Annotated in this window: 28 protein-coding genes and 1 riboswitch; of the genes, 15 read left to right on the top strand and 13 right to left on the bottom strand. The window is 60.3% G+C overall.

The genetic code is table 11. The annotated features are described in order from the left end of the window. The first annotated feature begins 2 nt into the window (after positions 1 to 2). Together putA and USF70_RS03680 are read left to right on the top strand one after the other, a co-directional pair. Positions 3 to 3,965: a trifunctional transcriptional regulator/proline dehydrogenase/L-glutamate gamma-semialdehyde dehydrogenase gene (putA, locus tag USF70_RS03685; protein WP_240608053.1), complete on the top strand. Its 3,963-nt coding sequence runs from the start codon at positions 3 to 5 to the stop codon at positions 3,963 to 3,965. Between the two features lie 51 nt (positions 3,966 to 4,016). Further along, positions 4,017 to 4,409 carry a lysozyme inhibitor LprI family protein gene (locus USF70_RS03680; protein ID WP_320735283.1) on the top strand — a complete coding sequence of 131 codons (393 nt, stop codon included), beginning with the start codon at positions 4,017 to 4,019 and terminating at the stop codon, positions 4,407 to 4,409. A 73-nt stretch (positions 4,410 to 4,482) separates the two neighbouring features. Here USF70_RS03680 and rutR read toward each other — a convergent pair whose 3' ends face one another. Continuing rightward, positions 4,483 to 5,121: an HTH-type transcriptional regulator RutR gene (rutR, locus tag USF70_RS03675; protein WP_032658081.1), complete on the bottom strand. Its 639-nt coding sequence runs from the start codon at positions 5,119 to 5,121 to the stop codon at positions 4,483 to 4,485. A 245-nt stretch (positions 5,122 to 5,366) separates the two neighbouring features. Here rutR and rutA point away from each other — a divergent pair, with 245 nt between their 5' ends. The 7 genes from rutA to rutG are packed head-to-tail and all read left to right on the top strand — an operon-like array spanning position 5,367 to position 10,801. Next, complete coding sequence (gene rutA / locus USF70_RS03670) at positions 5,367 to 6,458, top strand: pyrimidine utilization protein A (protein ID WP_320735282.1); 1,092 nt, start codon at positions 5,367 to 5,369, stop codon at positions 6,456 to 6,458. Beyond that, positions 6,458 to 7,147: a pyrimidine utilization protein B gene (gene rutB, locus USF70_RS03665; protein WP_033145167.1), complete on the top strand. Its 690-nt coding sequence runs from the start codon at positions 6,458 to 6,460 to the stop codon at positions 7,145 to 7,147. Before rutA ends, rutB begins: the two co-directional genes overlap by 1 nt. A gap of 11 nt (positions 7,148 to 7,158) precedes the next feature. Beyond that, complete coding sequence (gene rutC, locus USF70_RS03660; RefSeq protein WP_010429508.1) at positions 7,159 to 7,545, top strand: pyrimidine utilization protein C; 387 nt, start codon at positions 7,159 to 7,161, stop codon at positions 7,543 to 7,545. A 7-nt stretch (positions 7,546 to 7,552) separates the two neighbouring features. Continuing rightward, a complete protein-coding gene (rutD, locus tag USF70_RS03655) occupies positions 7,553 to 8,353 on the top strand; it encodes a pyrimidine utilization protein D (protein WP_320735281.1) in 801 nt (266 codons plus the stop codon). Between the two features lie 9 nt (positions 8,354 to 8,362). Continuing rightward, a complete protein-coding gene (locus tag USF70_RS03650) occupies positions 8,363 to 8,953 on the top strand; it encodes a malonic semialdehyde reductase (RefSeq protein ID WP_033145164.1) in 591 nt (196 codons plus the stop codon). A gap of 9 nt (positions 8,954 to 8,962) precedes the next feature. Then, positions 8,963 to 9,457 carry an NADH-dependent FMN reductase RutF gene (gene rutF / locus USF70_RS03645; protein WP_032658088.1) on the top strand — a complete coding sequence of 165 codons (495 nt, stop codon included), beginning with the start codon at positions 8,963 to 8,965 and terminating at the stop codon, positions 9,455 to 9,457. A gap of 21 nt (positions 9,458 to 9,478) precedes the next feature. Beyond that, positions 9,479 to 10,801 carry a pyrimidine utilization transport protein G gene (gene rutG / locus USF70_RS03640; RefSeq protein ID WP_320735280.1) on the top strand — a complete coding sequence of 441 codons (1,323 nt, stop codon included), beginning with the start codon at positions 9,479 to 9,481 and terminating at the stop codon, positions 10,799 to 10,801. A 73-nt stretch (positions 10,802 to 10,874) separates the two neighbouring features. On the opposite strand, the gene USF70_RS03635 is transcribed toward rutG, so the two are convergent. The 4 genes from USF70_RS03635 to USF70_RS03620 form a co-directional block, all read right to left on the bottom strand. Continuing rightward, entirely contained in the window at positions 10,875 to 11,375 is a 501-nt protein-coding gene (locus USF70_RS03635) for a GNAT family N-acetyltransferase (protein ID WP_172421424.1), read from the bottom strand. Between the two features lie 27 nt (positions 11,376 to 11,402). Continuing rightward, positions 11,403 to 11,672 (bottom strand): DUF1778 domain-containing protein, encoded by a 270-nt coding sequence (locus USF70_RS03630; protein ID WP_023311079.1) that lies wholly within the window; start codon positions 11,670 to 11,672, stop codon positions 11,403 to 11,405. A gap of 61 nt (positions 11,673 to 11,733) precedes the next feature. Beyond that, positions 11,734 to 12,651 carry a DMT family transporter gene (locus USF70_RS03625; protein WP_211437834.1) on the bottom strand — a complete coding sequence of 306 codons (918 nt, stop codon included), beginning with the start codon at positions 12,649 to 12,651 and terminating at the stop codon, positions 11,734 to 11,736. A 116-nt stretch (positions 12,652 to 12,767) separates the two neighbouring features. Beyond that, positions 12,768 to 12,938 (bottom strand): general stress protein, encoded by a 171-nt coding sequence (locus tag USF70_RS03620; protein WP_023311077.1) that lies wholly within the window; start codon positions 12,936 to 12,938, stop codon positions 12,768 to 12,770. Between the two features lie 390 nt (positions 12,939 to 13,328). Between USF70_RS03620 and wrbA the strand changes: the two genes are divergently transcribed. Both wrbA and USF70_RS03610 read left to right on the top strand, forming a co-directional pair. Further along, a complete protein-coding gene (gene wrbA / locus USF70_RS03615) occupies positions 13,329 to 13,925 on the top strand; it encodes an NAD(P)H:quinone oxidoreductase (RefSeq protein WP_023311076.1) in 597 nt (198 codons plus the stop codon). A 20-nt stretch (positions 13,926 to 13,945) separates the two neighbouring features. Next, the gene (locus USF70_RS03610; protein WP_008499832.1) at positions 13,946 to 14,173 is read left to right on the top strand and encodes a YccJ family protein; all 228 of its coding nucleotides are present in this window, start codon (positions 13,946 to 13,948) and stop codon (positions 14,171 to 14,173) included. A 33-nt stretch (positions 14,174 to 14,206) separates the two neighbouring features. Here the strand turns inward: USF70_RS03610 and agp are convergent, their stop codons facing one another. Further along, a complete protein-coding gene (agp, locus tag USF70_RS03605; RefSeq protein ID WP_033145159.1) occupies positions 14,207 to 15,448 on the bottom strand; it encodes a bifunctional glucose-1-phosphatase/inositol phosphatase in 1,242 nt (413 codons plus the stop codon). Positions 15,449 to 15,600: 152 nt separating this feature from the next. Between agp and USF70_RS03600 the strand changes: the two genes are divergently transcribed. Continuing rightward, positions 15,601 to 16,044, top strand: a complete 444-nt coding sequence (locus tag USF70_RS03600; RefSeq protein WP_202760829.1) for a winged helix-turn-helix transcriptional regulator — start codon at positions 15,601 to 15,603, stop codon at positions 16,042 to 16,044. Positions 16,045 to 16,169: 125 nt separating this feature from the next. Then, positions 16,170 to 16,964, top strand: coding sequence for an SDR family NAD(P)-dependent oxidoreductase (locus tag USF70_RS03595; protein ID WP_224978722.1), 795 nt, complete (start codon positions 16,170 to 16,172; stop codon positions 16,962 to 16,964). Position 16,965: 1 nt separating this feature from the next. Here the strand turns inward: USF70_RS03595 and USF70_RS03590 are convergent, their stop codons facing one another. After that, positions 16,966 to 17,325 carry a winged helix-turn-helix transcriptional regulator gene (locus USF70_RS03590; RefSeq protein ID WP_047061537.1) on the bottom strand — a complete coding sequence of 120 codons (360 nt, stop codon included), beginning with the start codon at positions 17,323 to 17,325 and terminating at the stop codon, positions 16,966 to 16,968. A gap of 100 nt (positions 17,326 to 17,425) precedes the next feature. Between USF70_RS03590 and USF70_RS03585 the strand changes: the two genes are divergently transcribed. After that, positions 17,426 to 18,175, top strand: a complete 750-nt coding sequence (locus tag USF70_RS03585; RefSeq protein ID WP_029741836.1) for an SDR family oxidoreductase — start codon at positions 17,426 to 17,428, stop codon at positions 18,173 to 18,175. 1 nt (position 18,176) lies between these two features. On the opposite strand, the gene USF70_RS03580 is transcribed toward USF70_RS03585, so the two are convergent. Next, complete coding sequence (locus USF70_RS03580; protein ID WP_320735279.1) at positions 18,177 to 18,680, bottom strand: DedA family protein; 504 nt, start codon at positions 18,678 to 18,680, stop codon at positions 18,177 to 18,179. Between the two features lie 159 nt (positions 18,681 to 18,839). Further along, a riboswitch (M-box (ykoK) riboswitch) is annotated at positions 18,840 to 19,009 on the top strand. 60 nt (positions 19,010 to 19,069) lie between these two features. Here USF70_RS03580 and USF70_RS03575 point away from each other — a divergent pair. Then, complete coding sequence (locus tag USF70_RS03575; protein ID WP_029741838.1) at positions 19,070 to 20,071, top strand: magnesium transporter; 1,002 nt, start codon at positions 19,070 to 19,072, stop codon at positions 20,069 to 20,071. Here the strand turns inward: USF70_RS03575 and hpxK are convergent. From hpxK to USF70_RS03550, 5 genes are read right to left on the bottom strand one after another with little or no spacing between them, the layout of a single operon-like run. After that, on the bottom strand, positions 20,037 to 21,299 hold the full coding sequence (hpxK, locus tag USF70_RS03570) for an allantoate amidohydrolase (protein WP_320735278.1): 1,263 nt from the start codon (positions 21,297 to 21,299) through the stop codon (positions 20,037 to 20,039). The two genes, USF70_RS03575 and hpxK, sit on opposite strands and share 35 nt — an antisense overlap. Next, positions 21,296 to 22,537 (bottom strand): pyridoxal-phosphate-dependent aminotransferase family protein, encoded by a 1,242-nt coding sequence (locus USF70_RS03565; protein ID WP_232938300.1) that lies wholly within the window; start codon positions 22,535 to 22,537, stop codon positions 21,296 to 21,298. The genes hpxK and USF70_RS03565 overlap by 4 nt, the downstream gene beginning before the upstream one ends. A gap of 13 nt (positions 22,538 to 22,550) precedes the next feature. Then, positions 22,551 to 23,288 carry an amino acid ABC transporter ATP-binding protein gene (locus USF70_RS03560; protein WP_217072755.1) on the bottom strand — a complete coding sequence of 246 codons (738 nt, stop codon included), beginning with the start codon at positions 23,286 to 23,288 and terminating at the stop codon, positions 22,551 to 22,553. Then, on the bottom strand, positions 23,269 to 23,925 hold the full coding sequence (locus USF70_RS03555) for an amino acid ABC transporter permease (RefSeq protein WP_071884868.1): 657 nt from the start codon (positions 23,923 to 23,925) through the stop codon (positions 23,269 to 23,271). Before USF70_RS03555 ends, USF70_RS03560 begins: the two co-directional genes overlap by 20 nt. Beyond that, complete coding sequence (locus tag USF70_RS03550) at positions 23,925 to 24,590, bottom strand: amino acid ABC transporter permease (RefSeq protein ID WP_087822307.1); 666 nt, start codon at positions 24,588 to 24,590, stop codon at positions 23,925 to 23,927. The genes USF70_RS03555 and USF70_RS03550 overlap by 1 nt, the downstream gene beginning before the upstream one ends. Positions 24,591 to 24,592: the final 2 nt, after the last annotated feature.

Genomic DNA, 24,592 nt, shown 5'->3' with positions numbered 1-24,592 from the left:
GCATGGGTATGACCACCATGGGGGTTAAGCTGGATGACGCAACCCGCGAACGGATTAAGACCGCAGCAACCCGCATTGACCGCACGCCGCACTGGTTAATTAAGCAGGCGATTTTTAACTATCTCGAAAGACTCGAGAGCGATGAGGGCCTGCCGGAGCTGCCTGCCCTGCTGGCCGGCGCGGCGAATGAAAGCGAAGAAGCCCCGGCCGCTGGCGACGAGAATCATCAGCCGTTCCTCGAATTCGCCGAGCAGATCCTGCCGCAGTCCGTCAGCCGTGCCGCCATTACCGGCGCCTACCGCCGTGCCGAAACCGACGCCGTGCCGATGCTGCTGGAGCAGGCTCGCCTGCCGGAAGCCATTGCCGCACAGGCGCACAGCCTGGCGTATCAGTTAGCCGACAAGCTGCGCAACCAGAAAACCGCCACCGGCCGCGCCGGGATGGTTCAGGGTCTGCTGCAGGAGTTTTCCCTCTCCTCTCAGGAAGGCGTGGCGCTGATGTGCCTCGCGGAAGCGCTGCTGCGTATTCCGGATAAAGCCACCCGCGACGCGCTGATCCGCGACAAGATCAGCAACGGCAACTGGCATTCCCACATTGGCCGCAGTCCGTCGCTGTTCGTCAACGCGGCAACCTGGGGCCTGCTGTTTACCGGCAAACTGGTCTCCACCCATAACGAAGCCAACCTCTCCCGCTCCCTGAACCGCATCATCGGCAAGAGCGGCGAGCCGCTGATCCGCAAAGGCGTGGACATGGCGATGCGTCTGATGGGCGAGCAGTTTGTCACCGGGGAAACCATTGCCGAAGCGCTGGCGAACGCCCGCAAGCTGGAAGATAAAGGTTTCCGCTACTCGTACGACATGCTGGGCGAAGCGGCCCTGACCGCCGCCGACGCGCAGGCCTACATGGTTTCTTACCAGCAGGCGATCCACGCCATTGGTAAAGCGTCCAACGGTCGCGGTATTTATGAAGGCCCGGGCATCTCCATTAAGCTCTCCGCCCTGCACCCGCGCTACAGCCGCGCGCAGTACGACCGGGTGATGGAAGAACTCTACCCGCGCCTGAAGTCCCTGACCCTGCTGGCGCGCCAGTATGACATCGGCATTAACATCGACGCCGAAGAGGCCGACCGTCTGGAGATCTCCCTCGATCTGCTGGAAAAACTGTGCTTCGAGCCGGAGCTGGCAGGCTGGAACGGCATTGGCTTCGTTATCCAGGCCTACCAGAAGCGCTGCCCGTTCGTCATTGATTACCTGATTGACCTGGCAAGCCGCAGCCGCCGTCGCCTGATGATCCGTCTGGTGAAAGGCGCCTACTGGGACAGCGAAATCAAACGCGCCCAGATGGAAGGGCTGGAAGGCTATCCGGTCTATACCCGCAAGGTTTACACCGACGTCTCTTACCTCGCCTGTGCGAAAAAGCTGCTCGGCGTGCCGAACCTGATCTATCCGCAGTTCGCTACCCACAACGCCCACACCCTGGCGGCGATCTACAGCCTGGCCGGGCAAAACTACTATCCGGGCCAGTACGAGTTCCAGTGCCTGCACGGTATGGGTGAACCGCTGTACGAGCAGGTCACCGGTAAAGTGGCGGACGGCAAGCTGAACCGCCCATGCCGAATCTATGCTCCGGTGGGAACGCACGAAACCCTGCTGGCGTACCTGGTGCGTCGTCTGCTGGAAAACGGCGCGAACACCTCCTTCGTTAACCGCATCGCCGACACCACGCTGCCGCTGGACGAACTGGTGGCCGACCCGGTGCAGGCCGTTGAGAAGATGGCGGCGCAGGAAGGCCAGGTTGGACTGCCGCATCCGAAGATTGCCCTGCCGCGCGAGCTGTACGGCAAAGGCCGCGTCAACTCGGCGGGTCTGGATCTCGCCAACGAACACCGTCTGGCGTCCCTCTCCTCTGCCCTGCTCAACAGCGCGCTGCAGAAGTGGCAGGCCAAACCGATGCTGGAGCAGCCCGTTGCAGACGGCGAAATGCAGCCGGTGATCAACCCGGCCGAGCCGAAGGATATCGTCGGCTACGCGCGTGAAGCGACCGAAGCGGAAGTGGATCAGGCGCTGGACAGCGCGGTGAACAACGCCCCTATCTGGTTTGCCACGCCGCCGCAGGAGCGCGCCGCGATTCTGGAGCGCGCGGCGGTGCTGATGGAAGATCAGATGCAGTCGCTCATCGGCATTCTGGTGCGCGAGGCGGGTAAAACCTTCAGCAACGCGATTGCCGAAGTGCGCGAGGCCGTCGACTTCCTGCACTACTACGCCGGTCAGGTGCGCGATGATTTCGATAACGAAACCCACCGTCCGCTGGGTCCGGTCGTCTGTATCAGCCCGTGGAACTTCCCGCTGGCGATCTTCACCGGCCAGATTGCCGCCGCGCTGGCCGCAGGCAACAGCGTGCTGGCAAAACCGGCAGAGCAGACCCCGCTGATTGCCGCGCAGGGCATCAACATTCTTCTCGAAGCCGGCGTGCCGGCGGGCGTGGTTCAGCTGCTGCCGGGCCGCGGTGAAACCGTCGGTGCCAAACTGACCTCCGACAACCGCGTGCGCGGCGTGATGTTCACCGGTTCGACCGAAGTAGCGTCTCTGCTGCAGCGCAACATTGCCACCCGTCTGGATGCGCAGGGCCGCCCTACGCCGCTCATCGCGGAAACCGGCGGGATGAACGCCATGATCGTAGACTCCTCTGCCCTTACCGAGCAGGTGGTGGTCGACGTGCTGGCCTCCGCGTTCGACAGCGCCGGTCAGCGCTGCTCCGCCCTGCGCGTGCTGTGCCTGCAGGACGACGTGGCGGACCACACGCTGAAGATGCTGCGCGGCGCGATGGCCGAATGCCGCATGGGCAACCCGGGCCGTCTCACTACCGATATCGGGCCGGTGATCGACACGGAAGCCAAAGCCAACATCGAAAACCACATTCAGACCATGCGCGCGAAAGGCCGTCCGGTGTTCCAGGCGGTCCGCGAGAACAGCGAAGATGCCCGCGAATGGCGGACCGGCACCTTTGTGCCGCCAACGCTGATTGAGCTGGCAAGCTTCGACGAGCTGAAAAAAGAGGTCTTCGGCCCGGTGCTGCACGTGGTGCGCTACAACCGTAACAACCTGAACGAGCTGGTTGAGCAGATCAACGCCTCCGGCTATGGCCTGACGCTCGGCGTGCATACCCGTATCGACGAGACTATCGCGCAGGTGACCGGCAGCGCCAAAGTGGGCAACCTGTACGTTAACCGCAACATGGTTGGCGCGGTCGTGGGCGTGCAGCCGTTCGGCGGCGAAGGCCTTTCCGGCACCGGTCCGAAAGCGGGCGGTCCGCTCTACCTGTACCGTCTGCTGGCGAACCGTCCGGAGAACGCCCTGGGCGTCACCCTGGCACGCCAGGATGCGGACTATCCGGTGGATGCGCAGCTGAAAACCGTGCTGACCCAGCCGCTGGAGGCGCTCATTACATGGGCAGAAAAACGTCCTGAACTGCGTGCCGTCGCGAAGCAGTACGGCGAGCTGGCGCAGGCGGGCACGCAGCGTCTGCTGCCGGGGCCAACCGGCGAGCGCAACACCTGGACGCTGATGCCGCGCGAGCGCGTGCTGTGCGTGGCCGATAACGAGCAGGACGCGCTGGTGCAACTGGCCGCCGCCATGGCAACCGGCTGTGAAGTGCTGTGGCCGGAAGATGCCCTGCATCGCGATCTCGCCAAACAGCTGCCGAAGGCGGTCTCGGCCCGCATTCGCTTCGCGAAAGCCGATAGCCTGCTGACCCAGCCGTTTGATGCGGTGATCTACCACGGTGATTCCGATCAGCTGCGCGAACTGTGCGAGCAGGTTGCGGCCCGCAGCGGCGCCATCGTTTCCGTGCAGGGCTTTGCGCGCGGAGAAACTAACCTGCTGCTGGAGCGTCTGTACGTGGAGCGCTCGCTCAGCGTCAACACCGCGGCGGCAGGCGGTAATGCCAGCCTGATGACAATAGGCTAACGCTGTGCTAATAAGGCTCCGGAGACGGAGCCTTATTTTATTGGGGAGTATATGAAACGATATCTTATCGCCAGTGCGGCACTGCTGCTGAGCGCCAGCGCGCTGGCCGACGAGTGCGACAACGCGACCACCCAGCTTGAACTGAATACCTGTAGCGCGCAGCAGTACCAGGCTGCCGATAAAAAACTCAACCAGACGTATCAGGCCGCCATCAAACGCGCGGCAGCTCCTCAGCGCGACCTGCTGAAAAAAGCGCAGCAGGCGTGGATTACCCTGCGCGATGCGGACTGCGCGTTTATCGGTTCGGGGACGGAAGGCGGGAGCGTCCAGCCAATGGTTGTTAACCAGTGCCTGGCGGAAAAAACCGTGGAGCGCGAAGCGTTTCTGGCCTCGCTGATGCAGTGTGAAGAGGGCGACTTAAGCTGCCCTCTCCCGCCGGGCTGAGGGATCCCCACAAAATAATACCTGCGCGGACGGCCCCCTCCCCCTTGAGGGAGAGGGCTGGGGTGAGGGGGAACTAGCGTAAGCGGATCCCTTCGATAATCATCCGCTGCACGTTTTCCAGGGTGCTGTGGAAAAACGCCTCGTCCTGGAGCGTTTTACCGGTCACCGCCTCAACCTGGGCCGCAAAGTCAGCGTAATGCTGGGTGGAGGCCCAGATCATAAAGATCAGATGATGCGGGTCGACCGGGGCCAGTTTTCCGCTGGCGACCCATCCGGCAATAATGGCCGACTTATCGTCCACCAGCTGCTTTAAATCTCCGGTTAATTCCGCCTGCAGCAGCGGCGCGCCCTGCAGCATCTCAAGACAAAACAGTCGCGACGCCTGTGGGTAATCGCGCGACACCTCCAGCTTCAGGCGAATGTACTCTTTGATCGCCACCAGCGGGGCCAGCTCCGCGCGGAACGCTTTGAGGGGCGCCAGCCAGATATCGAGGATCTGCTGCATCACCGCCACATAGAGCGCCTCTTTCGACGGGTAATAGTAAAGCAGATTGGTTTTGGATACGCCGGACTGCTCAGCCACCTGCTCCAGGCGCGTGCCGTGAATACCAAACTGCGAAAAAGTCTCCAGCGCCGCGCTGAGGATCGCCTGCTTCTTGGCGCTCACCGCCTGCGAACGTTTACCTGGTGTTTTCACTGCGCCTTGTGCCATTCCCGCTCTCCTTATTCTGCGTTGCCCTCAGCATAGCAAAACCCCCGACTCGCCACGACATCCTGCACTCCGATCGCGCATGAATGCCTGTTTTCTGTGCAATGTTTTTGACCAGTTAGTCCACATTTAGCCGCATCAATCTACCAACCTCTGATTAACACATTAATAATACAGCCATTTTCAAAACTGGCACCGCCTTTGCAAAAACACCGATACACCTGCGACGTAATGAAGAGAGGTTCGTGATGAAAATTGGCGTATTTGTACCCATCGGCAACAACGGCTGGCTTATCTCGACCACTGCACCGCAATACATGCCGACCTTTGAGCTCAATAAAGCCATCGTGCAGAAAGCAGAGCATTACCATTTCGACTTTGCGCTTTCGATGATCAAGCTGCGCGGCTTTGGCGGCAAAACCGAATTCTGGGACCACAACCTGGAGTCCTTTACCCTGATGGCCGGGCTGGCCGCGGTCACCTCGCGGATCCAAATCTACGCCACCGCCGCCACGCTCACCCTGCCCCCGGCGATCGTCGCGCGCATGGCCTCCACCATCGACTCCATCTCCGGCGGGCGTTTTGGCGTCAACCTGGTCACCGGCTGGCAAAAACCGGAGTACGAGCAGATGGGGCTCTGGCCGGGTGACGACTACTTCTCGCGTCGCTACGACTACCTGACCGAATACGTGCAGGTGCTGCGCGACCTGTGGGGGACCGGCAAAAGCGATTTCAAGGGCGATTTCTTCACCATGAACGACTGCCGCGTCAGCCCGCAGCCGTCGGTGCCGATGAAGGTGATTTGCGCCGGACAAAGCGACGCGGGGATGGATTTTTCCGCGAAATACGCCGACTTCAACTTCTGCTTCGGTAAAGGCGTGAACACGCCTGCCGCCTTCGCCCCGACCGCCGCGCGCATGAAAGAGGCCGCCGACAAAACCGGGCGCGACGTGGGCTCCTACGTGCTGTTTATGGTCATTGCCGACGAAACCGACGACGCCGCGCGCGCGAAATGGGAGCGCTATAAGGACGGCGCCGACGAGGAGGCCCTGAGCTGGCTCACCGAGCAGAGCCAGAAAGATACCCGCTCCGGGGCAGATACCAACGTTCGCCAGATGGCTGACCCTACCTCCGCCGTCAATATCAACATGGGCACGCTGGTCGGCTCGTACGCCAGCGTCGCCAGAATGCTGGACGAAGTGGCGGCCGTGCCCGGGGCGGAAGGCGTTCTGCTGACCTTCGACGATTTCCTCACCGGCGTGGAGACCTTCGGCGAGCGCATCCAGCCGCTGATGCAGTGCCGCGCCCACATCCCTGCCGTCACGAAGGAGGTAGCGTAATGACGACTCTTAACGCACGCCCGGAAGCTATCACCTTCGCGCCCCAGCAAAGCGCGCTGATCGTGGTGGACATGCAAAACGCCTACGCCAGCCAGGGCGGTTATCTGGATCTGGCTGGGTTCGACGTCTCCGCCACCCGGCCGGTGATCGAGAACATTAAAACCGCCGTCGCCGCCGCGCGCGCCGCAGGCATGCTCATCATCTGGTTCCAGAACGGCTGGGATGACCAGTACGTCGAGGCCGGCGGCCCCGGCTCGCCCAACTTCCACAAGTCGAACGCCCTGAAAACCATGCGTAAACGGCCCGAACTGCAGGGCAAGCTGCTGGCGAAAGGCGGCTGGGACTATCAGCTGGTGGATGAGCTGGTACCGCAGGCGGGCGATATTGTTCTGCCCAAACCGCGCTACAGCGGCTTTTTCAACACCCCGCTCGACAGCCTGCTGCGCAGCCGGGGCATTCGTCATCTGGTGTTCACCGGCATCGCCACCAACGTCTGCGTGGAGTCGACCCTGCGCGACGGCTTTTTCCTCGAGTATTTTGGCGTGGTGCTGGAAGACGCGACCCACCAGGCCGGGCCGGAATTCGCCCAGAAAGCGGCCCTGTTCAACATCGAAACCTTTTTTGGCTGGGTCAGTAACGTCAATGATTTCTGCGACGCCCTGACTCCCCCGCTCGCCCGTATCGCCTGAGGAGACGCCTGATGCCAAAATCCGTGATTATTCCGCCGGGCACCAGCACGCCGATTGCCCCGTTTGTTCCCGGCACCCTCGCCGACGGCGTGGTGTATGTCTCCGGCACGCTGCCGTTTGATAAAGACAACAACGTGGTGTTTATCAACGACCCAAAGGCGCAAACCCGCCACGTGCTGGAGACGATCAAAACCGTGATCGAAACGGCGGGTGGCACGATGGAGGACGTGACCTTCAACAGCATCTTTATCACCGACTGGAAAAACTACGCCGCGATTAACGAGATTTACGCCGAGTTCTTCCCCGGCGATAAACCGGCGCGGTTCTGCATTCAGTGCGGGCTGGTGAAGCCAGAGGCGCTGGTTGAGATCGCCACCGTTGCGCACATCGCGAAGTGAGGCAGGTATGAAACTTTCCGTCTCGCCGCCCCCGTACGAGGGCGCGCCCGTGGTGGTCTTTATTTCCGGTCTCGGCGGCAGCGGCAGCTACTGGCTGCCCCAGCTGGCCGCGCTGGAGCCGGAATATCAGGTGGTGTGCTATGACCAGCGGGGAACGGGCAATAACCCCGCCACCCTGCCGGAAGGGTACAGCCTTGCGCAGATGGCGCACGAGCTGGCCCAGGCGCTGGCTGAAGCCGGGATTGTCCGCTACAGCGTCGTGGGTCACGCGCTGGGGGCGCTGGTCGGCCTGCAGCTGGCCCTCGACAGGCCCGACGCCCTCACCGCGCTGGTGTGCGTCAACGGCTGGTTGACCCTCAACGCCCACACCCGCCGCTGCTTTCAGATCCGCGAGCGCCTGCTGCATTACGGCGGCGCACAGGCGTGGGTCGAGGCGCAGCCGCTGTTTCTCTACCCGGCGGACTGGATGGCCGCCCGCGCGCCCCGTCTGGAGGCCGAAGAAGCGCTGGCGCTGGCCCATTTCCAGGGCAAAACCAACCTGCTGCACAGGCTCAGCGCCCTGAAAAAGGCCGACTTCAGCCGCCATGCCGCGCGCATTCGCTGCCCGGTACAGATCGTCTGTTCTGCCGACGACATGCTGGTGCCCGCTGTTTGTTCGTCTGAACTGCAGGCGGCAATCCCGCACAGCCACAGCGTGGTGATGCGCCAGGGCGGGCATGCCTGCAACGTCACCGAGCCGGATACCTTCAACACCCTGCTGCTGAACGGGCTGGCCAGCCTGCTGCACAGCCCGGAACCCGCTGTATAAGGAGCTTTAATGAGCGAAGCCATTACCCCCGCCGCGCTGGAAACGCTGTTCACCGGCGCGCGCACCCATAACGGCTGGCAGGATATGCCCGTCAGCGACGAAACGCTGCGCGAAATCTACAACCTGATGAAATGGGGGCCCACGTCCGCCAATTGCTCCCCGGCACGGATTGTGTTTGTGCGAAGCGCGGAGGGAAAAGAGAAGCTGCGCCCGGCGCTCTCCAGCGGTAACCTCGAGAAAACGCTCACCGCTCCGGTCACGGCGATTATTGCCTGGGACGGTGAATTCTACGAGCGCCTGCCCGAGCTGTTCCCGCACGGCGATGCAAAGAGCTGGTTCACCACCAGCCCCGCGCATGCGGAAGAGACTGCCTTTCGCAACAGCTCAATGCAGGCCGCTTACCTGATTTTCGCCTGTCGCGCCCTGGGGCTGGACACCGGCCCGATGTCGGGATTTGACCGCCAAAAGGTCGACGAAGCCTTTTTCACCGGCACGACGCTTAAAAGCAATCTGCTGATCAACATAGGCTATGGCGATACCCGCAAACTTTACGGGCGCCTGCCGCGCCTGGACTTTGACGACGCCTGCGGGCTGGCGTAAGGAGCGATGATGACATCACCGGATAAACAAACCTTTCGCGACGCCATGGCCTGCGTTGGCGCGGCGGTCAACATCATCACCACCGACGGCCCGGCGGGGATGGCAGGCTTCACCGCCAGCGCGGTGTGCAGCGTCACGGATTCACCGCCCACCCTGCTGGTGTGCCTGAACCGCGGTGCGTCCGTCTGGCCAACGTTTAGCGAAAACCGCACCCTTTGCGTGAATACGCTGAGCGCCGGACAGGAGCCTTTATCTAACCTGTTTGGCGGTAAAACGCCGATGGCGGAACGCTTTGCCGCCGCCCGCTGGCAGACGGGCGACACGGGCTGTCCGCGTCTGGAAGATGCGCTGGCCTCGTTTGACTGCCGCATCAGCCAGGTGGTGAGCGTCGGCACCCACGACATTCTGTTTTGCGACATTATTTCGATTATTCGCCACCCCGCGCCGCAAGGGCTGGTGTGGTTTGACCGCGGCTACCACGCGCTTATGCGACCCGCCTGTTAACCCGCCTTAAGGAGACAGACCATGTTCGGATTTCCCCACTGGCAGTTGAAATCGACCTCCACAGAAGCAGGCGTGGTCGCGCCGGATGAACGTCTCCCGCTCGGGCAGACGATGGTGATGGGCGTTCAGCACGCGGTCGCCATGTTTGGCGCCACGGTGTTGATGCCGATGCTGATGGGACTCGATCCCAACCTGTCTATTCTGATGTCGGGTATCGGCACGCTGCTGTTCTTTTTCGTCACCGGCGGGCGCGTGCCCAGCTATCTCGGCTCCAGCGCCGCCTTTGTCGGCGTCGTCATCGCCACCACCGGGTTTAACGGCCAGGGGATCAACCCCAACCTGAGCGTGGCCCTCGGCGGCATCATTGCCTGCGGCCTGGTGTACACCCTGATTGGTCTGGTGGTGATGAAAATCGGCACGCGCTGGATCGAGCGAATGATGCCTCCCGTCGTGACGGGCGCCGTGGTAATGGCAATTGGCCTCAACCTCGCGCCAATTGCGGTCAGGAGCGTCTCCGCCTCGCCGTTTGAAAGCTGGATGGCGGTGATCACGGTGCTGTGCATCGGCCTGGTGGCGGTGTTCACGCGGGGCATGATCCAGCGTCTGCTGATCCTGGTTGGGCTGATTGTCGCCTGTCTGGTCTACGCCCTGCTGGCTAATGTTTTCGGTCTGGGCAAGCCGGTTGACTTTACCCTGCTCCATCAGGCCGCCTGGTTCGGCCTGCCGAAGGTGACCTCGCCCACCTTTAACACCCAGGCGATGATGCTTATCGCACCGGTGGCGGTGATCCTGGTGGCGGAGAACTTAGGCCACCTGAAGGCGGTTGCGGGGATGACCGGGCGCAGCATGGATCCGTACATGGGCCGCGCGTTCGTCGGTGACGGGCTGGCGACCATGCTCTCCGGTTCCGTAGGCGGCAGCGGCGTCACCACCTATGCTGAAAACATCGGCGTGATGGCGGTAACCAAGGTCTACTCGACGCTGGTCTTCGTGGCGGCGGCGGTGATGGCGATGCTGCTCGGCTTCTCACCGAAGTTCGGCGCGCTGATCCACACCATTCCGTCCCCGGTTATCGGCGGGGCATCGATTGTGGTGTTTGGGCTGATCGCCGTGGCCGGCGCGCGCATCTGGGTACGGCATCGCGTCGATCTCAGCCAGAACGGCAACCTGATTATGGTGGCGGTCACGCTGGTGCTGGGCGCAGGCGATTTTGCCCTGACGCTGGGCGGGTTTACGATTGGCGGGATTGGCACGGCGACCTTTGGAGCAATTCTGCTTAACGCCCTGCTGAGCCGCCGGATGGCCGCCGCGCCGCAGGGCGCCGTAGTGCATCAGGATTCGTGAAATCACCATGTCGGGTGACGGCCAGGCCTCACCCGACGTGTACATTCCTTCAGAACAACAGGTAGTAAAGCAATCACTCTTGCTCAAACAGCCGTTCGATAGATTTTGTAGGGAAGAACAAAGAATGGCTGTTTTCAGCTGTCAGCGGGATAAAGCCCTGCTTCAGATAAAATCGTTTTGCCCGCTCGTTAAGGGCATCAACAAATATTCCGTGTACCCCCACAGCCTGTGAAGCCAGGTAGACAACGCGCATAGCATGCGCAACGAGCGTTGTTCCCCACTCGTTTCCCTGTAGTGTTTTATCTACAGCCAGACGTCCCAGCGTCACGCTGGGTACGTTGATATAAGGGATTCGGCGCTGCTGAGTCTTAGAAGGAAGCATCGCTCTTTCAAAACAGCTTCCCGATAACGTGTAATAACCCAGGACACGCGGACGATCGCGCTCTTTAAGCAGGTAGGCTCGTAAAATACGCCCATTGTGCTGACGCACCAGATGTTCAGCAAGGAAGGCATTTAGCGAGGGTTCGCCACAATCAAAATCCTCGAAGTCATAATCGGTTCCCTCTGATAACATTTCGATCGTGAGATTCTCCACGGCGCTTCACTCCATGTTTCGAAGCCGTTTTGCTGCTCGTTTCAGGCGTTCATTTGGCTCAGGCGGATTGTCGATGGCATCCATCACCGCAGTCCATGATGCTTCGTTTAATACGAGACGACGATGCTGCTCAATGACCTCTGCAGCACGCTCTGACGCACTGTTCACCATAAACTGGGTGATCGTTTGGTTCGTCATCGCCGCCGCTTCTTCAATCATTGTTTTGTCTTCGTCCGTTAAGCGAAGATCGATACGCTGTTTTTTAAGTGCTGGCATGGTTTACATCACCGTGTACGGTATTTATCCGTACGCATCGTAAATAAGCCTGTCCATTTTTTCAATCTAAACCTTCTTTTGCCGTCAAATCCCTGACCTCAGTCCGACGCTTTCTGAGCTTTAACTCGCTCACCAGCACCCCGGCGACAATAAATGCCGCTCCCACCAGCGCCAGAAGCGGCAAACGCTCACCTGCAATGCGTCCGAAAATCCCCGCCCAGACCGGTTCACCGGTATAAATCACCGTCGCGCGGGTTGGCGATACGCTGCGCTGCGCCCAGTTCATGGTGACCTGAATAATGGCGCTGAAAATACCCAGCCCCAGTGCGACCACCACCAGGCCGGTGGACATCGGCGGCACGGACTCGCCTGCCGGCACCATCGTCGCAAACGCCACCAGCGACGCCGTGGCGAGCTGCACCACCGTTACCCGTTTGACGTCGACCTTGCCTGCCCAGGCGCTAATCAGAATAATTTCCGCCGCAATGGCAATCGCCCCTATCAGGGTGATGATTTCGCCCGGCCCCAGCGCAAGCAGGTTGTTTTCCGGCCCGGCCAGTAAGATCAGGCCGATAAACGCCAGCACGATGCCAATACAGGACATCAGCCCCGGCAGCCGCCCCAGGCACAGCCACTGCAGCAGCGGCACCAGCGGCACATACATGGCGGTGATAAACGCGGATTTACTGCTGGAGATGGTCTGCAATCCCCATGTCTGCAGGCTGTAGCCCATCGCTATCGCCACCCCAATCGCCACGCCGGCCTTAAGTTCTTTGAGCGTCAGACCCCGCAGCGTGTTAAGGGATATCAGTCCCACGGCTATCGCCGCCGTTGCAAAGCGCAGACCAACAAAAAAGAACGGATCGCTAAGGGTCACCGCGTACTGAACGGCCAGAAACGTCCCGCCCCAGAACATGGTGATGAGAATCAGGATGGCTTCCTGCGGTTTAACGGAGAATTTGAAACGTGAGACAGACATGCGGCACTCGCGGTTAAGATCAATTCTCTAGTGTGCGTTGCCTTTGGTTACAGTTCAATGTTGCAGAAATAAAAAAACCGCCGGGAGATCCCGGCGGCAGGGTTCAACCCGGCGTGTTACTTACTGCTGCCGTGGCTGTTTTTCCCCCCTTTCTTGCCAGCTTCAGATGCGCGTTGCGGGTCATTCTTGAAGTTGCCCCCGCTATGCTGGCCACCTTTACGGCCTGCTTCTGATGCTCTTTCACGGTCTTCTGCGAAATTACCTGAACCACCACGATGGTTTGCCATCTCTAACCTCCAGAATGTGAAACATTAGACATCATATTGCATTCAGTAAAAGAGGATTCTTTCACCTCGCAACACAAGGACAGTGCCTTTATCTGTGCCGCGTGAAACTAAGCTTAGTGGAATGCCGCTATCCGGCAAGCCGCAGGTAATATTCTGCAACATGAACTCAGCCTTTCGGGTGAGATGACGCGGCGGCAATTCATAAGCCTTTCTTATCATTTCAAAAATCAGCTGCCAAAAAGTTGTTTCATTTTGCTACAAAGCCTTTTTGTAACCATATTGTTATAAATCAAAGAAATGCCGTTCATTTTTGCAGTCTGGCTGTGATGGCATATCTTTAAAAGAACGCAGCGATCCGCTGTCAGAAAAACCAACGAGGAGTGATGCAAAATGGCAAAAGTTCTGGTGCTCTATTATTCCATGTATGGACACATTGAAACCATGGCTCACGCGGTTGCAGAAGGTGCGAACAGGGTTGATGGCGTTGAGGTTGTGGTGAAACGCGTACCGGAAACCATGCAGGCGGAAGCCTTCCTGAAAGCCGGGGGGAAAACGCAAAACGCCCCGGTCGCCACCCCGCAGGAGCTGGCGGACTATGATGCCATTATCTTCGGCACACCGACCCGCTTCGGCAATATGTCGGGCCAGATGCGCACCTTCCTCGATCAAACCGGCGGACTTTGGGCATCCGGGGCGCTCTACGGCAAACTCGCCAGCGTATTCAGCTCTACCGGCACCGGCGGCGGTCAGGAGCAGACGATTACCTCAACCTGGACTACCCTTGCTCATCACGGGATGGTGATTGTGCCGATTGGCTACGGCGCCCAGGAGCTGTTTGACATTTCCCAGGTGCGTGGCGGTACGCCGTACGGCGCAACCACCATTGCCGGTGGGGATGGCTCACGTCAGCCAAGCAATGAAGAACTGTCTATCGCCCGCTATCAGGGTGAATACGTCGCGGGTCTGGCCAAAAAACTGAACGGCTAACACCCAACAGGAGGACAAGCATGCCAACTCAAGAATCCAAAGCTCACCACGTGGGCGAATGGGCAAGTTTACGCAACACCTCTCCGGAGATTGCCGAAGCTATCTTTGAAGTCGCGAAGTACGATGAAAAGCTGGCCGAGCAGATTTGGGAGGAAGGTAACGATGAGGTGCTGGTGCGCGCCTTCGAAAAAACGGATAAAGACTCGCTCTTCTGGGGCGAGCAAACCATCGAACGTAAAAACGTCTAAGCGTTTCCCCCCGCCGCAGCGGGGGGTTCTCTTTTACTTCGCCGCGTTATTCATCACCGCATTGAATTTATCGACAGGACAGAAGCCGTTCGCATCCACCGGGCAGCCTTTCAGCTCCAGCGTCACGCGCTGCGCGGGCGACTGCAGCGACAGCACGCTGGCGTTACGCAGCTGCTCTGAGCTCTGGTAGACATACTCAATTTTCATCAGCTCCTGGTTGGCATTTTTGTCATGCCAGCGCTGGAAAACAATCTTGCCGCCAATTGGGGTGCGCTCCTGCTGGTCGTGCAGCTGATAGGGTTTGAAATCCAGGGCCGTCAGCAGGGAAGCAATGTTCGAGTCGTGCCCCACCAGCAGGGTGATTTTCGGCGCTTTTGCCTGTTCGGTGACCAGCGTTTTATCAATGTACTTCACCAGCGGCTTCGCCACGTTTTGCGCCACTTCGGTGGAGGTAAACAGCGAGTCCTGATAGCCGTTCTTCAGCTTCGACAACACGCGCCACTGCTGGTCGGTTTTGATTTCGCCCCAGGCCACCTGGTCGGCCGGGAAGCCTTCGTAATACTGCAGCGTGAACGCGTCCACCAGCGAGTTACCCACCTTCAGCGGCCCGGATACGCCAGGCTCTTTTTCATAGTCGGCGCTGAAGGTATCTTTCGCGTCAGCCAGCGAGCAGACCTTTTTCTCTTTGCAGGACGGGGAATCCGCGTAGTTCGTCATCTGCTCAAGCAGCTTATAGCTTTCGCCCAGCTGCATTTTCTGCCGCTCGGACTCCATCGCCTTGAGCGCTTTTTCGCGAAATTCCGGCGAGTTATCGGTAATCACCGGATTAAAGGTCGGATCCATGGTGCCCATTTTTTCCTGATGGTGCACGGGAACGTCGCATCCCGGGAACGCGCCGGTGATGAAGAACTGCGCGGTCGCGACGGTACGCTGCAGGCTGTTGGCGTAAGCATAAACGCTATCCGCCGCTGGGCATTCTCCCGTCTTCACCATCCCCTGCTGCGCCAGCCACTCGCGCATGTAATGGCCCATATAGACTTCCAGCACGCCGCCCTTGGTGGTGAGCTGACCGCCCGGCACCTCCCACTCCGGCCACTGCTTCGGCGTGGACTGCTCCAGCACGCTACCGTTATTGGCGAGCGGCGCGCGCAGGTTATGGCGACTCATGATTAAAACTTGCTCCAGCTGATACCCTTCCGGCGTCTCTTGCGCCTGCACGCCAAACGTTGCTGAAATGGAACCGGCGACTGCCAGCGCGAGTAGTGCTTTTTTCATCCCTAATTCCTCACTCGTTTTAAAATGTCGCGTTCATTGTGACAGATTCGTGACAATTTTCCGGGAAGCATTTCTCAAACTGATGATTAACGTGCTTACGGTGTGCACCAATAAGTTTTATAATAAAACCACACCCCACCGGAGAATTGACCGTGAAACGTACCCGCCTCGAAGAGAGCACCTGCCCCGTCGCCCGTTCGCTGGATATCATCGGCGACTGGTGGTCGCTGCTGATTGTTCGCGACGCGCTGCGCGGAATTAAGCGCTTCGGCGAGTTCCAGAAAAGCCTCGGCATCGCGAAAAACATGCTGACCACGCGGCTAAAACTGCTGGTCGACGAAGGGATCCTCCGGCTTCAACCCGCGTCCGACGGCAGCGCCTGGCAGGAGTACGTCCTGACCGAGAAAGGGCGTGCCCTGCAAACGGTGCTGGTTGCCCTCTCCCAGTGGGGCAATGAATTTTTGTTTGCGGATAACGAATGCGGCACCGTGCTGGTCGATGCTGAACAGCGCAAACCCCTGCGCAAGCTGGCGCTTATCGCCGACGATGGGCGCGAACTGACGCCTGAAGAGATCGTGGCAAAACTCCCCTCCTAAACGTTCCCGACGGCAACAGCACAAAATGCTCGCAAATATGGTTGCATTATAAAACCAAATAGCAGAGAGTTTATTTAGTTTCATCTTGAAACCAAATACCCCACTTTGCCCTGAGGTAACACACGATGACTACGCAAATCACCACCGCCCTGATTACGGGTGCCTCTTCCGGGATTGGTGCCGTTTATGCCGATCGCCTTGCCGCGCGCGGCGCTAACCTGGTACTGGTCGCCCGTCGCGAAGATCGCCTGAAAACCCTTGCCGCCGACCTTCGCGCGCGCTACGGCGTGGCCGTCGATATTCTGGTGGCCGATCTTACCGATGAAGCCGGGATCCGCGCCGTGGAAGAGGCGCTGCGCAGCAATACCGCGATTGATACGCTCATTAACAACGCGGGCACCGCGCAGATGGCGCCGTTCCTCGCGGGCGATGTGGCGCAGCATCAGGCCATTAACACCCTGAACACCACGGCGCTGATGCGTCTGACCTACGCCATCCTGCCGCGCCTGGCGCAGAACAATCGCGGCACGCTGATCAATATCGCGTCCGTGCTGGCCCTGCACGTCCGGGCGGGCAGCGCGCTCTACAGCGCCACCAAGGCGTGGGTGTTGAGCTTTACCCGTGGGTTACAGGAAGAATTTGCCGACAGCAACGTGCGCATTCAGGCCGTGCTGCCCGCCGCCACGGCGACGGAAATCTGGAGCCATTCGGGCGTCACGGTGAACGATCTGCCGGAAGGATCGGTGATGACCACCGACGATATGGTGGATGCGTCGCTGGCGGGTCTGGATCAGGGTGAACCGATCACCATCCCGCCGATGCATGACGCCGGCCTGTGGGATCGCTACGAAGCGGCGCGTCTTGAGCTGTTTAACAGCGCGCGCACCGGCATTCCGGCACCGCGCTACGCAAAACAGTAGCCTAACGCTCAAGCTGGTCGCCGTACTCGCTCATCCAGGCGGCCAGCGGGGAGAGTGCGTCCTGCAGGGTTAACCCCAGCGCGGTAATCTGATACTCCACGCGCGGCGGGATCTCCGGGTAGACCGTCCGCGTCACCAGCCCGCGCTGCTCAAACAGGCGCAGCTGCTTGGTCAATTCTTTCTGAGTGATGGGTGTGGCCGCCCGCAGCAGATCGCCAAAGCGTACGGGCGTGTTGAACACAATCAGACGGTACAAAATGGGGATCGCCCACTTACCGGATATCAGGTTCACAAACTGCGTCATCGGGCAGGTATACGCCTCAGATTTTTTTTCACAGCACACCTCCAGCATTTCTGCCATAGCACACCTCTTGCCTCTTTAGTATCCATTTGGTACCTGGTTTCCTTTCGATACTAACGTTTCTATAGTGCTTTCTCCAGAGACATTTCAGGAGAAGAACATGGGTCGTTTAACAGATAAATATACGCTGATTACCGGCGGTACCAGCGGCATCGGCCTCGCCACCGCGCAGGCGTTTATCGCCGAAGGCGCGCGCGTCGCCGTGACCGGACGCAACCCGGACACCCTCGCCGAAGCAGAACGTATTCTTGGCGATAAGGCCTGGGTGATCCCGACCGATGCGGGAGATATCGCCTCGCAAAAAGCGCTGGCGGAAACCCTCGCCGCCCGCTGGCCACGCCTGGACGCGGTGTTTCTCAACGCCGGTGACGTGACGCACGCGCCGCTGGAAGCCTGGCAGGAGGATGCCTGGGACCGCCTGATGGGCATCAACCTGAAGGGACCGTTCTTTTTAATTCAGGCGCTGCTGCCGCTGCTGAATAACCCGTCGTCGGTGATCCTCTGCGGCTCGGTGAGCGCGCGCATCGGCCTGCCGACCAGCAGCGTGTATGCCGCGAGCAAGGCCGCCCTGCTGTCGCTGGCGCGCACGCTGTCGGCGGAGCTGCTGCCGCGCGGGATCCGCGTCAACGGCCTGAGCCCCGGTCCGGTGGAAACCCCGGCGTTTACGAAGACGGGCTTAAGCGACGAGGCGCTTAACGCGATGATGGCGGAGATCATCAAGCTGGTGCCGCTGGGCAGAATGGGCTCGACGACGGAGCTGGCAAAAGCCGCGCTCTATCTGGCCTCCGACGAGTCGAGCTACACGGTGGGAACGGAGCTGCTGGTCGACGGCGGAATGGGGAGTTTGTAACTCAAAAGGCGCTGATGCCGGTGACGATGCCGACATACAGCGCCGCCCATGCGCAGGCGGAAAGCAGGCTGACGGCGTAGACCTTGACTGCACTCAGCCTGAGCATGCCCGCCGCCAGCGGCACGATGTAGCGCAACACCGCCAGAAAACGCGACGTAAACAGCACGATGACGCCGTTCTTTTGCAGCTGATGCTGTACCCGCAAGAACTTATCGGCATGCTTTGAGGTAAAACGCGTGACCAGCCGGGTGTGCCCCATCAGCTGGCCGATATGGTAGTTCAGCACCGAACCCGCCGTTGCCCCTAGCACCACGGCCAGCCACGCCAGCGCAGGATGCATGCTCGCCTGGCTGACGGTAATGCCCGCCAGCAGCATCACCGAGGCGGGCGGCAGCACGGAGGAGACTAGCACCGTCGATTTACTCAGCGCCATCACAAATAACAGCGCGAAAAGATGTGCCGGATACAGCGCAAAATGATTCAGCAGATTATCAAACCACGCCATTATCCTCTCCTCCGTTGATTATTTAATCCTTCATTAGAAATGAATTAACTTAAATAAACCCTCAACATTTTATTAATAAAAATCGTCTAAACCGTTCTTAAACATTATTTAATTTCCTGAGCGGTAAATTTAAATAAGCGTATTATTCCTCTCGTTTTACAACGATCTCGTTATGGCGAGGCTCCTGTACAAATACACGTTATCGCTCTGGTAGGTTCGAGAGAACCGGCACAGGGTAAAACAGGCACTGTCGAATCAAGGCTTTGTCAGTATAACTTCCCTCGTGGGATACGGTGTACAGTGCTGAACCCAGGACGTGGGGATCTCCTCTTCGACATGCCCTGTCTTGCTCGCCCCTGAGAGATGTTATTATTCAAAGGGAATTCACTATGTCTTACGCTATTCACAACCAGAACCTGGCATTCAATGACAGCGCGATCGCGCAATATATGAATACCGATTTTATTGTCCTCGATATTTCATTATGCGTGGCGCTGGCGCGCGAGCAATTCTTCGAAAAATTAAAAGACGACGATATTCCGTCTCATATTTTTATTGAAGACAATGGCCGCCTGGCGGGCATGATTGCCGTACGTAAATTGCTGCAAACCGCCGATACGGTACAGCCGGTGAAATCGCTGATGATTTCGCAGTTTTTGCAGGTCAAACCGGAGGACGAACGTGCCGACGTTGCCGGACTGCTGGCGCACGGCGGCGCGGACGTGGTGCCCGTGGTCACCCACGGCAAGCTCGTCGGCTGCCTGACCGAGCGCGAAATCGCCCACCTGCTGGAAGATGACGTCACCGAAGACGCCCAGCTTCAGGGGGCGACGCTGCCGCTGGAGAAGCCCTATCTGGACACCAGCCCGTATAGCCTGTGGAAGAAACGCTCCGTCTGGCTGCTGCTGCTGTTTGTCGCGGAGGCCTACACCAGCTCGGTGATCCAGCATTTTGAAGAGGCGCTGGAGTCCGCCATCGCGCTGGCGTTCTTTATTCCGCTGCTGATCGGCACGGGCGGTAACAGCGGGACGCAGATCACCTCCACGCTGGTGCGCGCCATGGCGCTGGGGGAAGTCCGCCTGCGCGACGTTGGCCGCGTGCTGCGTAAAGAGATGACCACCTCGTTGATGATTGCCGCCACGCTCGGTATCGCCGGGTGCATTCGCGCCTGGATGATGGGGATTGGGCTGGAAATTACGCTTATCGTCAGCCTGACGCTGGTGTGCATTACGCTGTGGAGTGCGATTGTGTCGTCGGTCATTCCGATGGTGCTCAAGCGCTGCGGCATTGACCCGGCGGTCGTCTCCGCGCCGTTTATCGCGACGCTTATCGACGGCACCGGGCTGATTATCTACTTCAAGATCGCGCAATATACGCTGGGGCTGGAGTAACGCGGTCCGCCAGTTGGATCACCGCTCGCGAAAACGCCTCAATCGCCAGGGCGACATCTTCAGCCATCACCGATTCCGCCGGATGGTGGCTGACGCCCCCTTTGCAGCGCACAAACAGCATGCCGACCGGCCAGCGTTCCGCGATGGCAATCGCGTCGTGTCCCGCACCGCTGGGCAGCGATAGCGAGCGACTCTGTACCGATGTAACGGCCTCCCCCAGCACCTTTTGCAGGTGGATATCGCACGGCGTGGCGGCAATGCGGTAAAACTCCTCGGCGCTGAAGTCCAGACCGCGGCGCGAGGCGATCGCCTGCGCATGTTCCAGCAGGTCGTTAAGCAACCGATCCAGCGGCGCATCCTGCGGCCCGCGAATATCCAGCGAGAGCTGAACCTCGCCGGGGATCACGTTCACCGCCCCCGGCAGGCAGCGCAGCTCGCCAACCGTCGCCACCAGGTTGCCGCCCTGCTGTCGGGTAGCGTTTTCAATGATAACTATCCACTCGGCGGCGGCGGCCAGGGCGTCCCTGCGGTGGAGCATCGGCACGGTTCCCGCGTGCCCGGCCTCGCCGGTAAAGCGGCAGTTCAGACGACGCGCGCCGTTAATGGCTTCCACCACGCCAAGGGCGAGCGCCTCCTGCTCAAGGCACGGCCCCTGCTCAATATGCAGCTCCAGATAGGCGCTGAAATCCTCCTGACGGCGCGCGGCATGCAGCACGCGGGCAGGATCGAGCCCCATCAGGGTCATCGCCTGCGCCACGCTGATCCCGCTGGAGTCGGCTTTTTCCAGCCAGCCCTGCGGCCAGGTGCCCGTCAGCCCCCGGCTGCCTAACAGCGTAATGCCGAAGCGGGTTCCCTCTTCGTCGCAAAAGCCGACAATCTCGATGGCCTGGGCCAGATGCACCCCCTGCTGGTGCAGGCTGTCCACCACCTCAATGGCGGTGAGCACCCCGAGCATGCCGTCGTAGCGCCCGGCGTTGCGCACGGTATCGAGATGCGAGCCGAGCAGCACCGCCTGCGCCCCTTCCTGCGCGCCCTCATAGCGTCCACAGATGTTGCCCACGCTGTCCTGCCAGACGGTCATTCCCGCCTGGCTCATCCACTGCCCCACCAGCTGGTTGGCCTGCAGATGCTGGGTGGAGAGATAAACCCTCGTCAGCGCATCCGGGGTTTCGCTGATGGCGGCCAGCGCGTCGGCGCGGGCCATCACCCGTTCTGCCGCCGGGCTCATTGCGGCGTCTCGCGGCGATAGTGGTCCCACGCGGCCTGCATGGCGGCACCCTGCGTGGTGGTGAATTTCAGGTAGTTCAGCACCGACTCCAGCGCGCTCAGGGTGGTCATCACGCAGTCTTTGCGCGCGTTGTAGCCCATGGTGCCAATGCGCCACACTTTGCCGTGCAGCGGACCAAACGAGGTGCCGATTTCAATCCCGAAATCCTCCAGCATCAGCTTACGCACCTGGTCGCCGTTGACGCCCTGCGGGATAACCACGCCCAGCACGTTGTTCATCTTGTGCTTCAGGTCGCCGAAGGTCTCCAGCCCCATCGCCTGAATGCCCTTCAGCAGCGCATCGCCGTGCAGCCTGTGGCGCGCAATGCCGTTATCCAGCCCTTCCTGCAGGATCAGACGCGCGCACTCGCGGGCGCCAAATAGCGCGGTGGTGGCTTCGGTATGGTGGTTAAGGCGCTCCGGCCCCCAGTAGTCCATCACCATGCCGAGATCGAAATAGTTGGAGTAGATCATCTCCTCGTCGCCGTCGCGGTGGGCGTCGGTGCGGATGCCCTCCTCAACGCATTTGCGGCGGCGGATCGCCTCCTCCATGCGCGCGCTCAGGGTGATCGGCGAGGTGCCCGACGGGCCGCCGAGGCACTTCTGCATCCCGGCCGAGACGGCGTCCAGCCCCCAGGCGTCGGTCTCCAGCGCGTTGCCGCCGAGCGACGCGGTGGCGTCGGTATAAAACAGCACGTCGTAGCGGCGGCAGATCGCGCCGAGCTCGGCGAGCGGCTGCAGCATGGTGGTGGAGGTGTCGCCCTGCACCGTCAGCAGCAGGCGCGGACGAACACGCTTAATCGCATCCTCCACCTGGTCGGGGGTAAACACCTCGCCCCACGGCACCTCGATGGTATGTACTTCCGCGCGGCAGCGGCGGGCAATTTCGCACAGCAGATGACCAAAGCGGCCAAAGACCGGCACCAGCACCTTATCTCCCGGGCGGATGGCGGAGACCAGAATGGCTTCAATTCCCGCGCGGGAGGTGCCGTCCACCAGCATCGTCCAGCGGTTCTCGGTGCGGAACACCCCGCGATAGAGCGCCATCACCTCGTTCATGTAGTGGGTCATGGCCGGATCGTACTGGCCGATCAGCTGGCTCGACATGGCGCGCAGCACGCGCGGGTCGGCGTTGATCGGGCCCGGCCCCATCAGCAGGCGCTGGGGCGGGTTGATTTGCGGAAAGCGTGCGATATCCATTGTTAAGTCCTTATCAGTTGAGGCCGCGCACGGAGGAGATGAACTGCTTCAGTTCCGTGGTCTGCGGGTTGGCGAACAGCGTTTTGCTGTCGCCCTGCTCCCAGACTTTCCCCTGGTGCATAAACACCACGCGGTCGCCCACTTCGCGGGCAAAATTCATTTCATGGGTAACAAGTATCAGCGTCATCCCCTCGGCCGCCAGCTGCTCCAGCACCTTGAGCACTTCGCCCACCAGCTCCGGGTCGAGCGCGGAGGTGATCTCGTCGCAGAGTAAAACTTTCGGCGACATGGCCAGCGCGCGGGCAATCGCCACGCGCTGCTGCTGGCCGCCGGAGAGATTCGACGGGTAGTAATCCAGACGATCGCCTAAGCCCACTTTCTCCAGCATCTGCTGCGCCAGATCGCGGCATTCGGCGGCGCTTTTCTTCAGCACCCGACGCGGGGCGAGCATCACGTTTTCCAGCGCCGTCATGTGCGGAAACAGGTTGAAGCTCTGAAACACCATCCCGACCGAGCGGCTGATTTCGCGCGCCTGAGAATCCCGGTCGGTAATGGTCATGCCGCCCAGCTTGATGCTGCCGTCCTGATAGCCTTCCAGTCCGTTGATGCAGCGCAGCAACGTGCTTTTGCCCGATCCGCTGCGCCCGATAATGGAGATCACCTGGCCCATGTCGATATCCAGATCGACGCCCTTGAGCACGTGGTTATCGCCGTAGTACTTCTGCACCTGATTAATGGTGATGAGAGGCATTGAATTTCGTCTCCAGATAGCGGCTGTAGCGCGACAGCGGATAACACAGAATAAAGTAGCCGAGCGCCACCAGCGCAAAGACCTTAAACGGCTGATACGTCACGTTGGTCAGCATGGTCCCGGCCTTGGTCAGCTCGATAAAACCGATAATCGACGCCAGCGCGGTGCCTTTAATCACCTGCACGGCAAAGCCGACCGTCGGGGCGATACCGATGCGCAGCGCCTGCGGGGCGACGACGCGAAACAGGGTCTGGCCGAAGGTCAGCCCCAGACAGCGCGACGCTTCCCACTGCCCTTTTGGCAAGGCGCGAATACTGCCAAACCAGATGTCGAGCAGAAACGCGCTGGTGTAGAAGGTGAGCGCCAGCGAGGCGGCGGTCCACGGCGAGACGTCGATGCCGAACAGCGCCACGCCGAAGAAGGCCAGGAACAGCTGCATCAGCAGCGGCGTGCCCTGAAACAGCTCAATATAGCCGCGGATGATGCGCCTGACCGTGCGCCCGCCCGTCAGGCGCAGCAGCAGGAGCGGCAGCGTCACCGCCGCCCCGCCGACAAACGCCACCAGCGACAGCAGCACCGTCCAGCGTCCGGCCAGCAGCAGGTTGCGAATAATGTCCCAGTCGGTAAAGGTGGTCATCATGCCTGCACCCCCAGCCATTTGCGTCCCGCCGCCATCATCAGCTGGCGCAGGGTAATCGACAGCGCTAAGTAAATCCCGGTTGTCACCAGATAAACCTCAAAGCTCAGAAACGTTCTGGACTGGATCAGGTTGGCGGCGAAGGTTAGCTCTTCATACGAGACCTGCGACACCACCGACGAGCCGAGCATCACGATGATGCACTGGCTCACCAGCGCCGGGTAAATGCGCTGCAGCGCGGGCGGCAGCACCACGCGGATAAAGGTCTGCAGGCGGGTCAGCCCCAGCACGCGTCCGGCTTCCCACTGCCCTTTCGGCGTGACCTGAATGCCCGCGCGGATAATCTCGGTGCTGTAGGCGCCCAGGTTCACCACCATGGCCAGCAGCGCCGCTTCCCCCGCCGTCATCTTCAGCCCAAGATTCGGCAGGCCGAAGACGATGAAAAACAGCTGCACCACAAACGGCGTGTTGCGGATGATTTCCACGTACGCGCCCCAGATCCGGCTGAACCAGGTGGTGCGTCCGCTGCGGATCGCCGCCCCGAAAATCCCTATCGCCAGCCCGCCGACGGTCGCCATCACCGTCAGCTGAATAGTGACCCACAGCCCCGCCAGCAGCTCCGGCCAGTGCGGCCAGAGCGCGGAGAAATGAAGTTGCTCAGTCATCG

The organism is Enterobacter sp. 237C8, from assembly GCF_034106865.1.
Taxonomy (GTDB): domain Bacteria; phylum Pseudomonadota; class Gammaproteobacteria; order Enterobacterales; family Enterobacteriaceae; genus Enterobacter; species Enterobacter asburiae_B.
Note: the sequence above shows the minus strand (reverse complement) of the source record. Positions and strands in the feature narration are given on the sequence as shown.

Coding starts and splice junctions, on each gene's coding strand:
- rutC (WP_010429508.1), top strand. CDS start 7,159: ATGCCAAAATCCGTGATTATTCCGCCGGGCACCAGCACGCCGATTGCC.
- USF70_RS03630 (WP_023311079.1), bottom strand. CDS start 11,672: ATGCCAGCACTTAAAAAACAGCGTATCGATCTTCGCTTAACGGACGAA.
- USF70_RS03625 (WP_211437834.1), bottom strand. CDS start 12,651: ATGTCTGTCTCACGTTTCAAATTCTCCGTTAAACCGCAGGAAGCCATC.
- rutR (WP_032658081.1), bottom strand. CDS start 5,121: ATGGCACAAGGCGCAGTGAAAACACCAGGTAAACGTTCGCAGGCGGTG.
- USF70_RS03555 (WP_071884868.1), bottom strand. CDS start 23,925: ATGACCACCTTTACCGACTGGGACATTATTCGCAACCTGCTGCTGGCC.
- USF70_RS03585 (WP_029741836.1), top strand. CDS start 17,426: ATGGGTCGTTTAACAGATAAATATACGCTGATTACCGGCGGTACCAGC.
- rutF (WP_032658088.1), top strand. CDS start 8,963: ATGACATCACCGGATAAACAAACCTTTCGCGACGCCATGGCCTGCGTT.
- wrbA (WP_023311076.1), top strand. CDS start 13,329: ATGGCAAAAGTTCTGGTGCTCTATTATTCCATGTATGGACACATTGAA.
- USF70_RS03590 (WP_047061537.1), bottom strand. CDS start 17,325: ATGGCAGAAATGCTGGAGGTGTGCTGTGAAAAAAAATCTGAGGCGTAT.
- USF70_RS03680 (WP_320735283.1), top strand. CDS start 4,017: ATGAAACGATATCTTATCGCCAGTGCGGCACTGCTGCTGAGCGCCAGC.
- rutD (WP_320735281.1), top strand. CDS start 7,553: ATGAAACTTTCCGTCTCGCCGCCCCCGTACGAGGGCGCGCCCGTGGTG.
- USF70_RS03635 (WP_172421424.1), bottom strand. CDS start 11,375: ATGTTATCAGAGGGAACCGATTATGACTTCGAGGATTTTGATTGTGGC.
- USF70_RS03595 (WP_224978722.1), top strand. CDS start 16,170: ATGACTACGCAAATCACCACCGCCCTGATTACGGGTGCCTCTTCCGGG.
- USF70_RS03565 (WP_232938300.1), bottom strand. CDS start 22,537: ATGGATATCGCACGCTTTCCGCAAATCAACCCGCCCCAGCGCCTGCTG.
- rutB (WP_033145167.1), top strand. CDS start 6,458: ATGACGACTCTTAACGCACGCCCGGAAGCTATCACCTTCGCGCCCCAG.
- USF70_RS03575 (WP_029741838.1), top strand. CDS start 19,070: ATGTCTTACGCTATTCACAACCAGAACCTGGCATTCAATGACAGCGCG.
- USF70_RS03620 (WP_023311077.1), bottom strand. CDS start 12,938: ATGGCAAACCATCGTGGTGGTTCAGGTAATTTCGCAGAAGACCGTGAA.
- putA (WP_240608053.1), top strand. CDS start 3: ATGGGTATGACCACCATGGGGGTTAAGCTGGATGACGCAACCCGCGAA.
- USF70_RS03580 (WP_320735279.1), bottom strand. CDS start 18,680: ATGGCGTGGTTTGATAATCTGCTGAATCATTTTGCGCTGTATCCGGCA.
- rutG (WP_320735280.1), top strand. CDS start 9,479: ATGTTCGGATTTCCCCACTGGCAGTTGAAATCGACCTCCACAGAAGCA.
- USF70_RS03550 (WP_087822307.1), bottom strand. CDS start 24,590: ATGACTGAGCAACTTCATTTCTCCGCGCTCTGGCCGCACTGGCCGGAG.
- agp (WP_033145159.1), bottom strand. CDS start 15,448: ATGAAAAAAGCACTACTCGCGCTGGCAGTCGCCGGTTCCATTTCAGCA.
- rutA (WP_320735282.1), top strand. CDS start 5,367: ATGAAAATTGGCGTATTTGTACCCATCGGCAACAACGGCTGGCTTATC.
- hpxK (WP_320735278.1), bottom strand. CDS start 21,299: ATGAGCCCGGCGGCAGAACGGGTGATGGCCCGCGCCGACGCGCTGGCC.
- USF70_RS03610 (WP_008499832.1), top strand. CDS start 13,946: ATGCCAACTCAAGAATCCAAAGCTCACCACGTGGGCGAATGGGCAAGT.
- USF70_RS03560 (WP_217072755.1), bottom strand. CDS start 23,288: ATGCCTCTCATCACCATTAATCAGGTGCAGAAGTACTACGGCGATAAC.
- USF70_RS03650 (WP_033145164.1), top strand. CDS start 8,363: ATGAGCGAAGCCATTACCCCCGCCGCGCTGGAAACGCTGTTCACCGGC.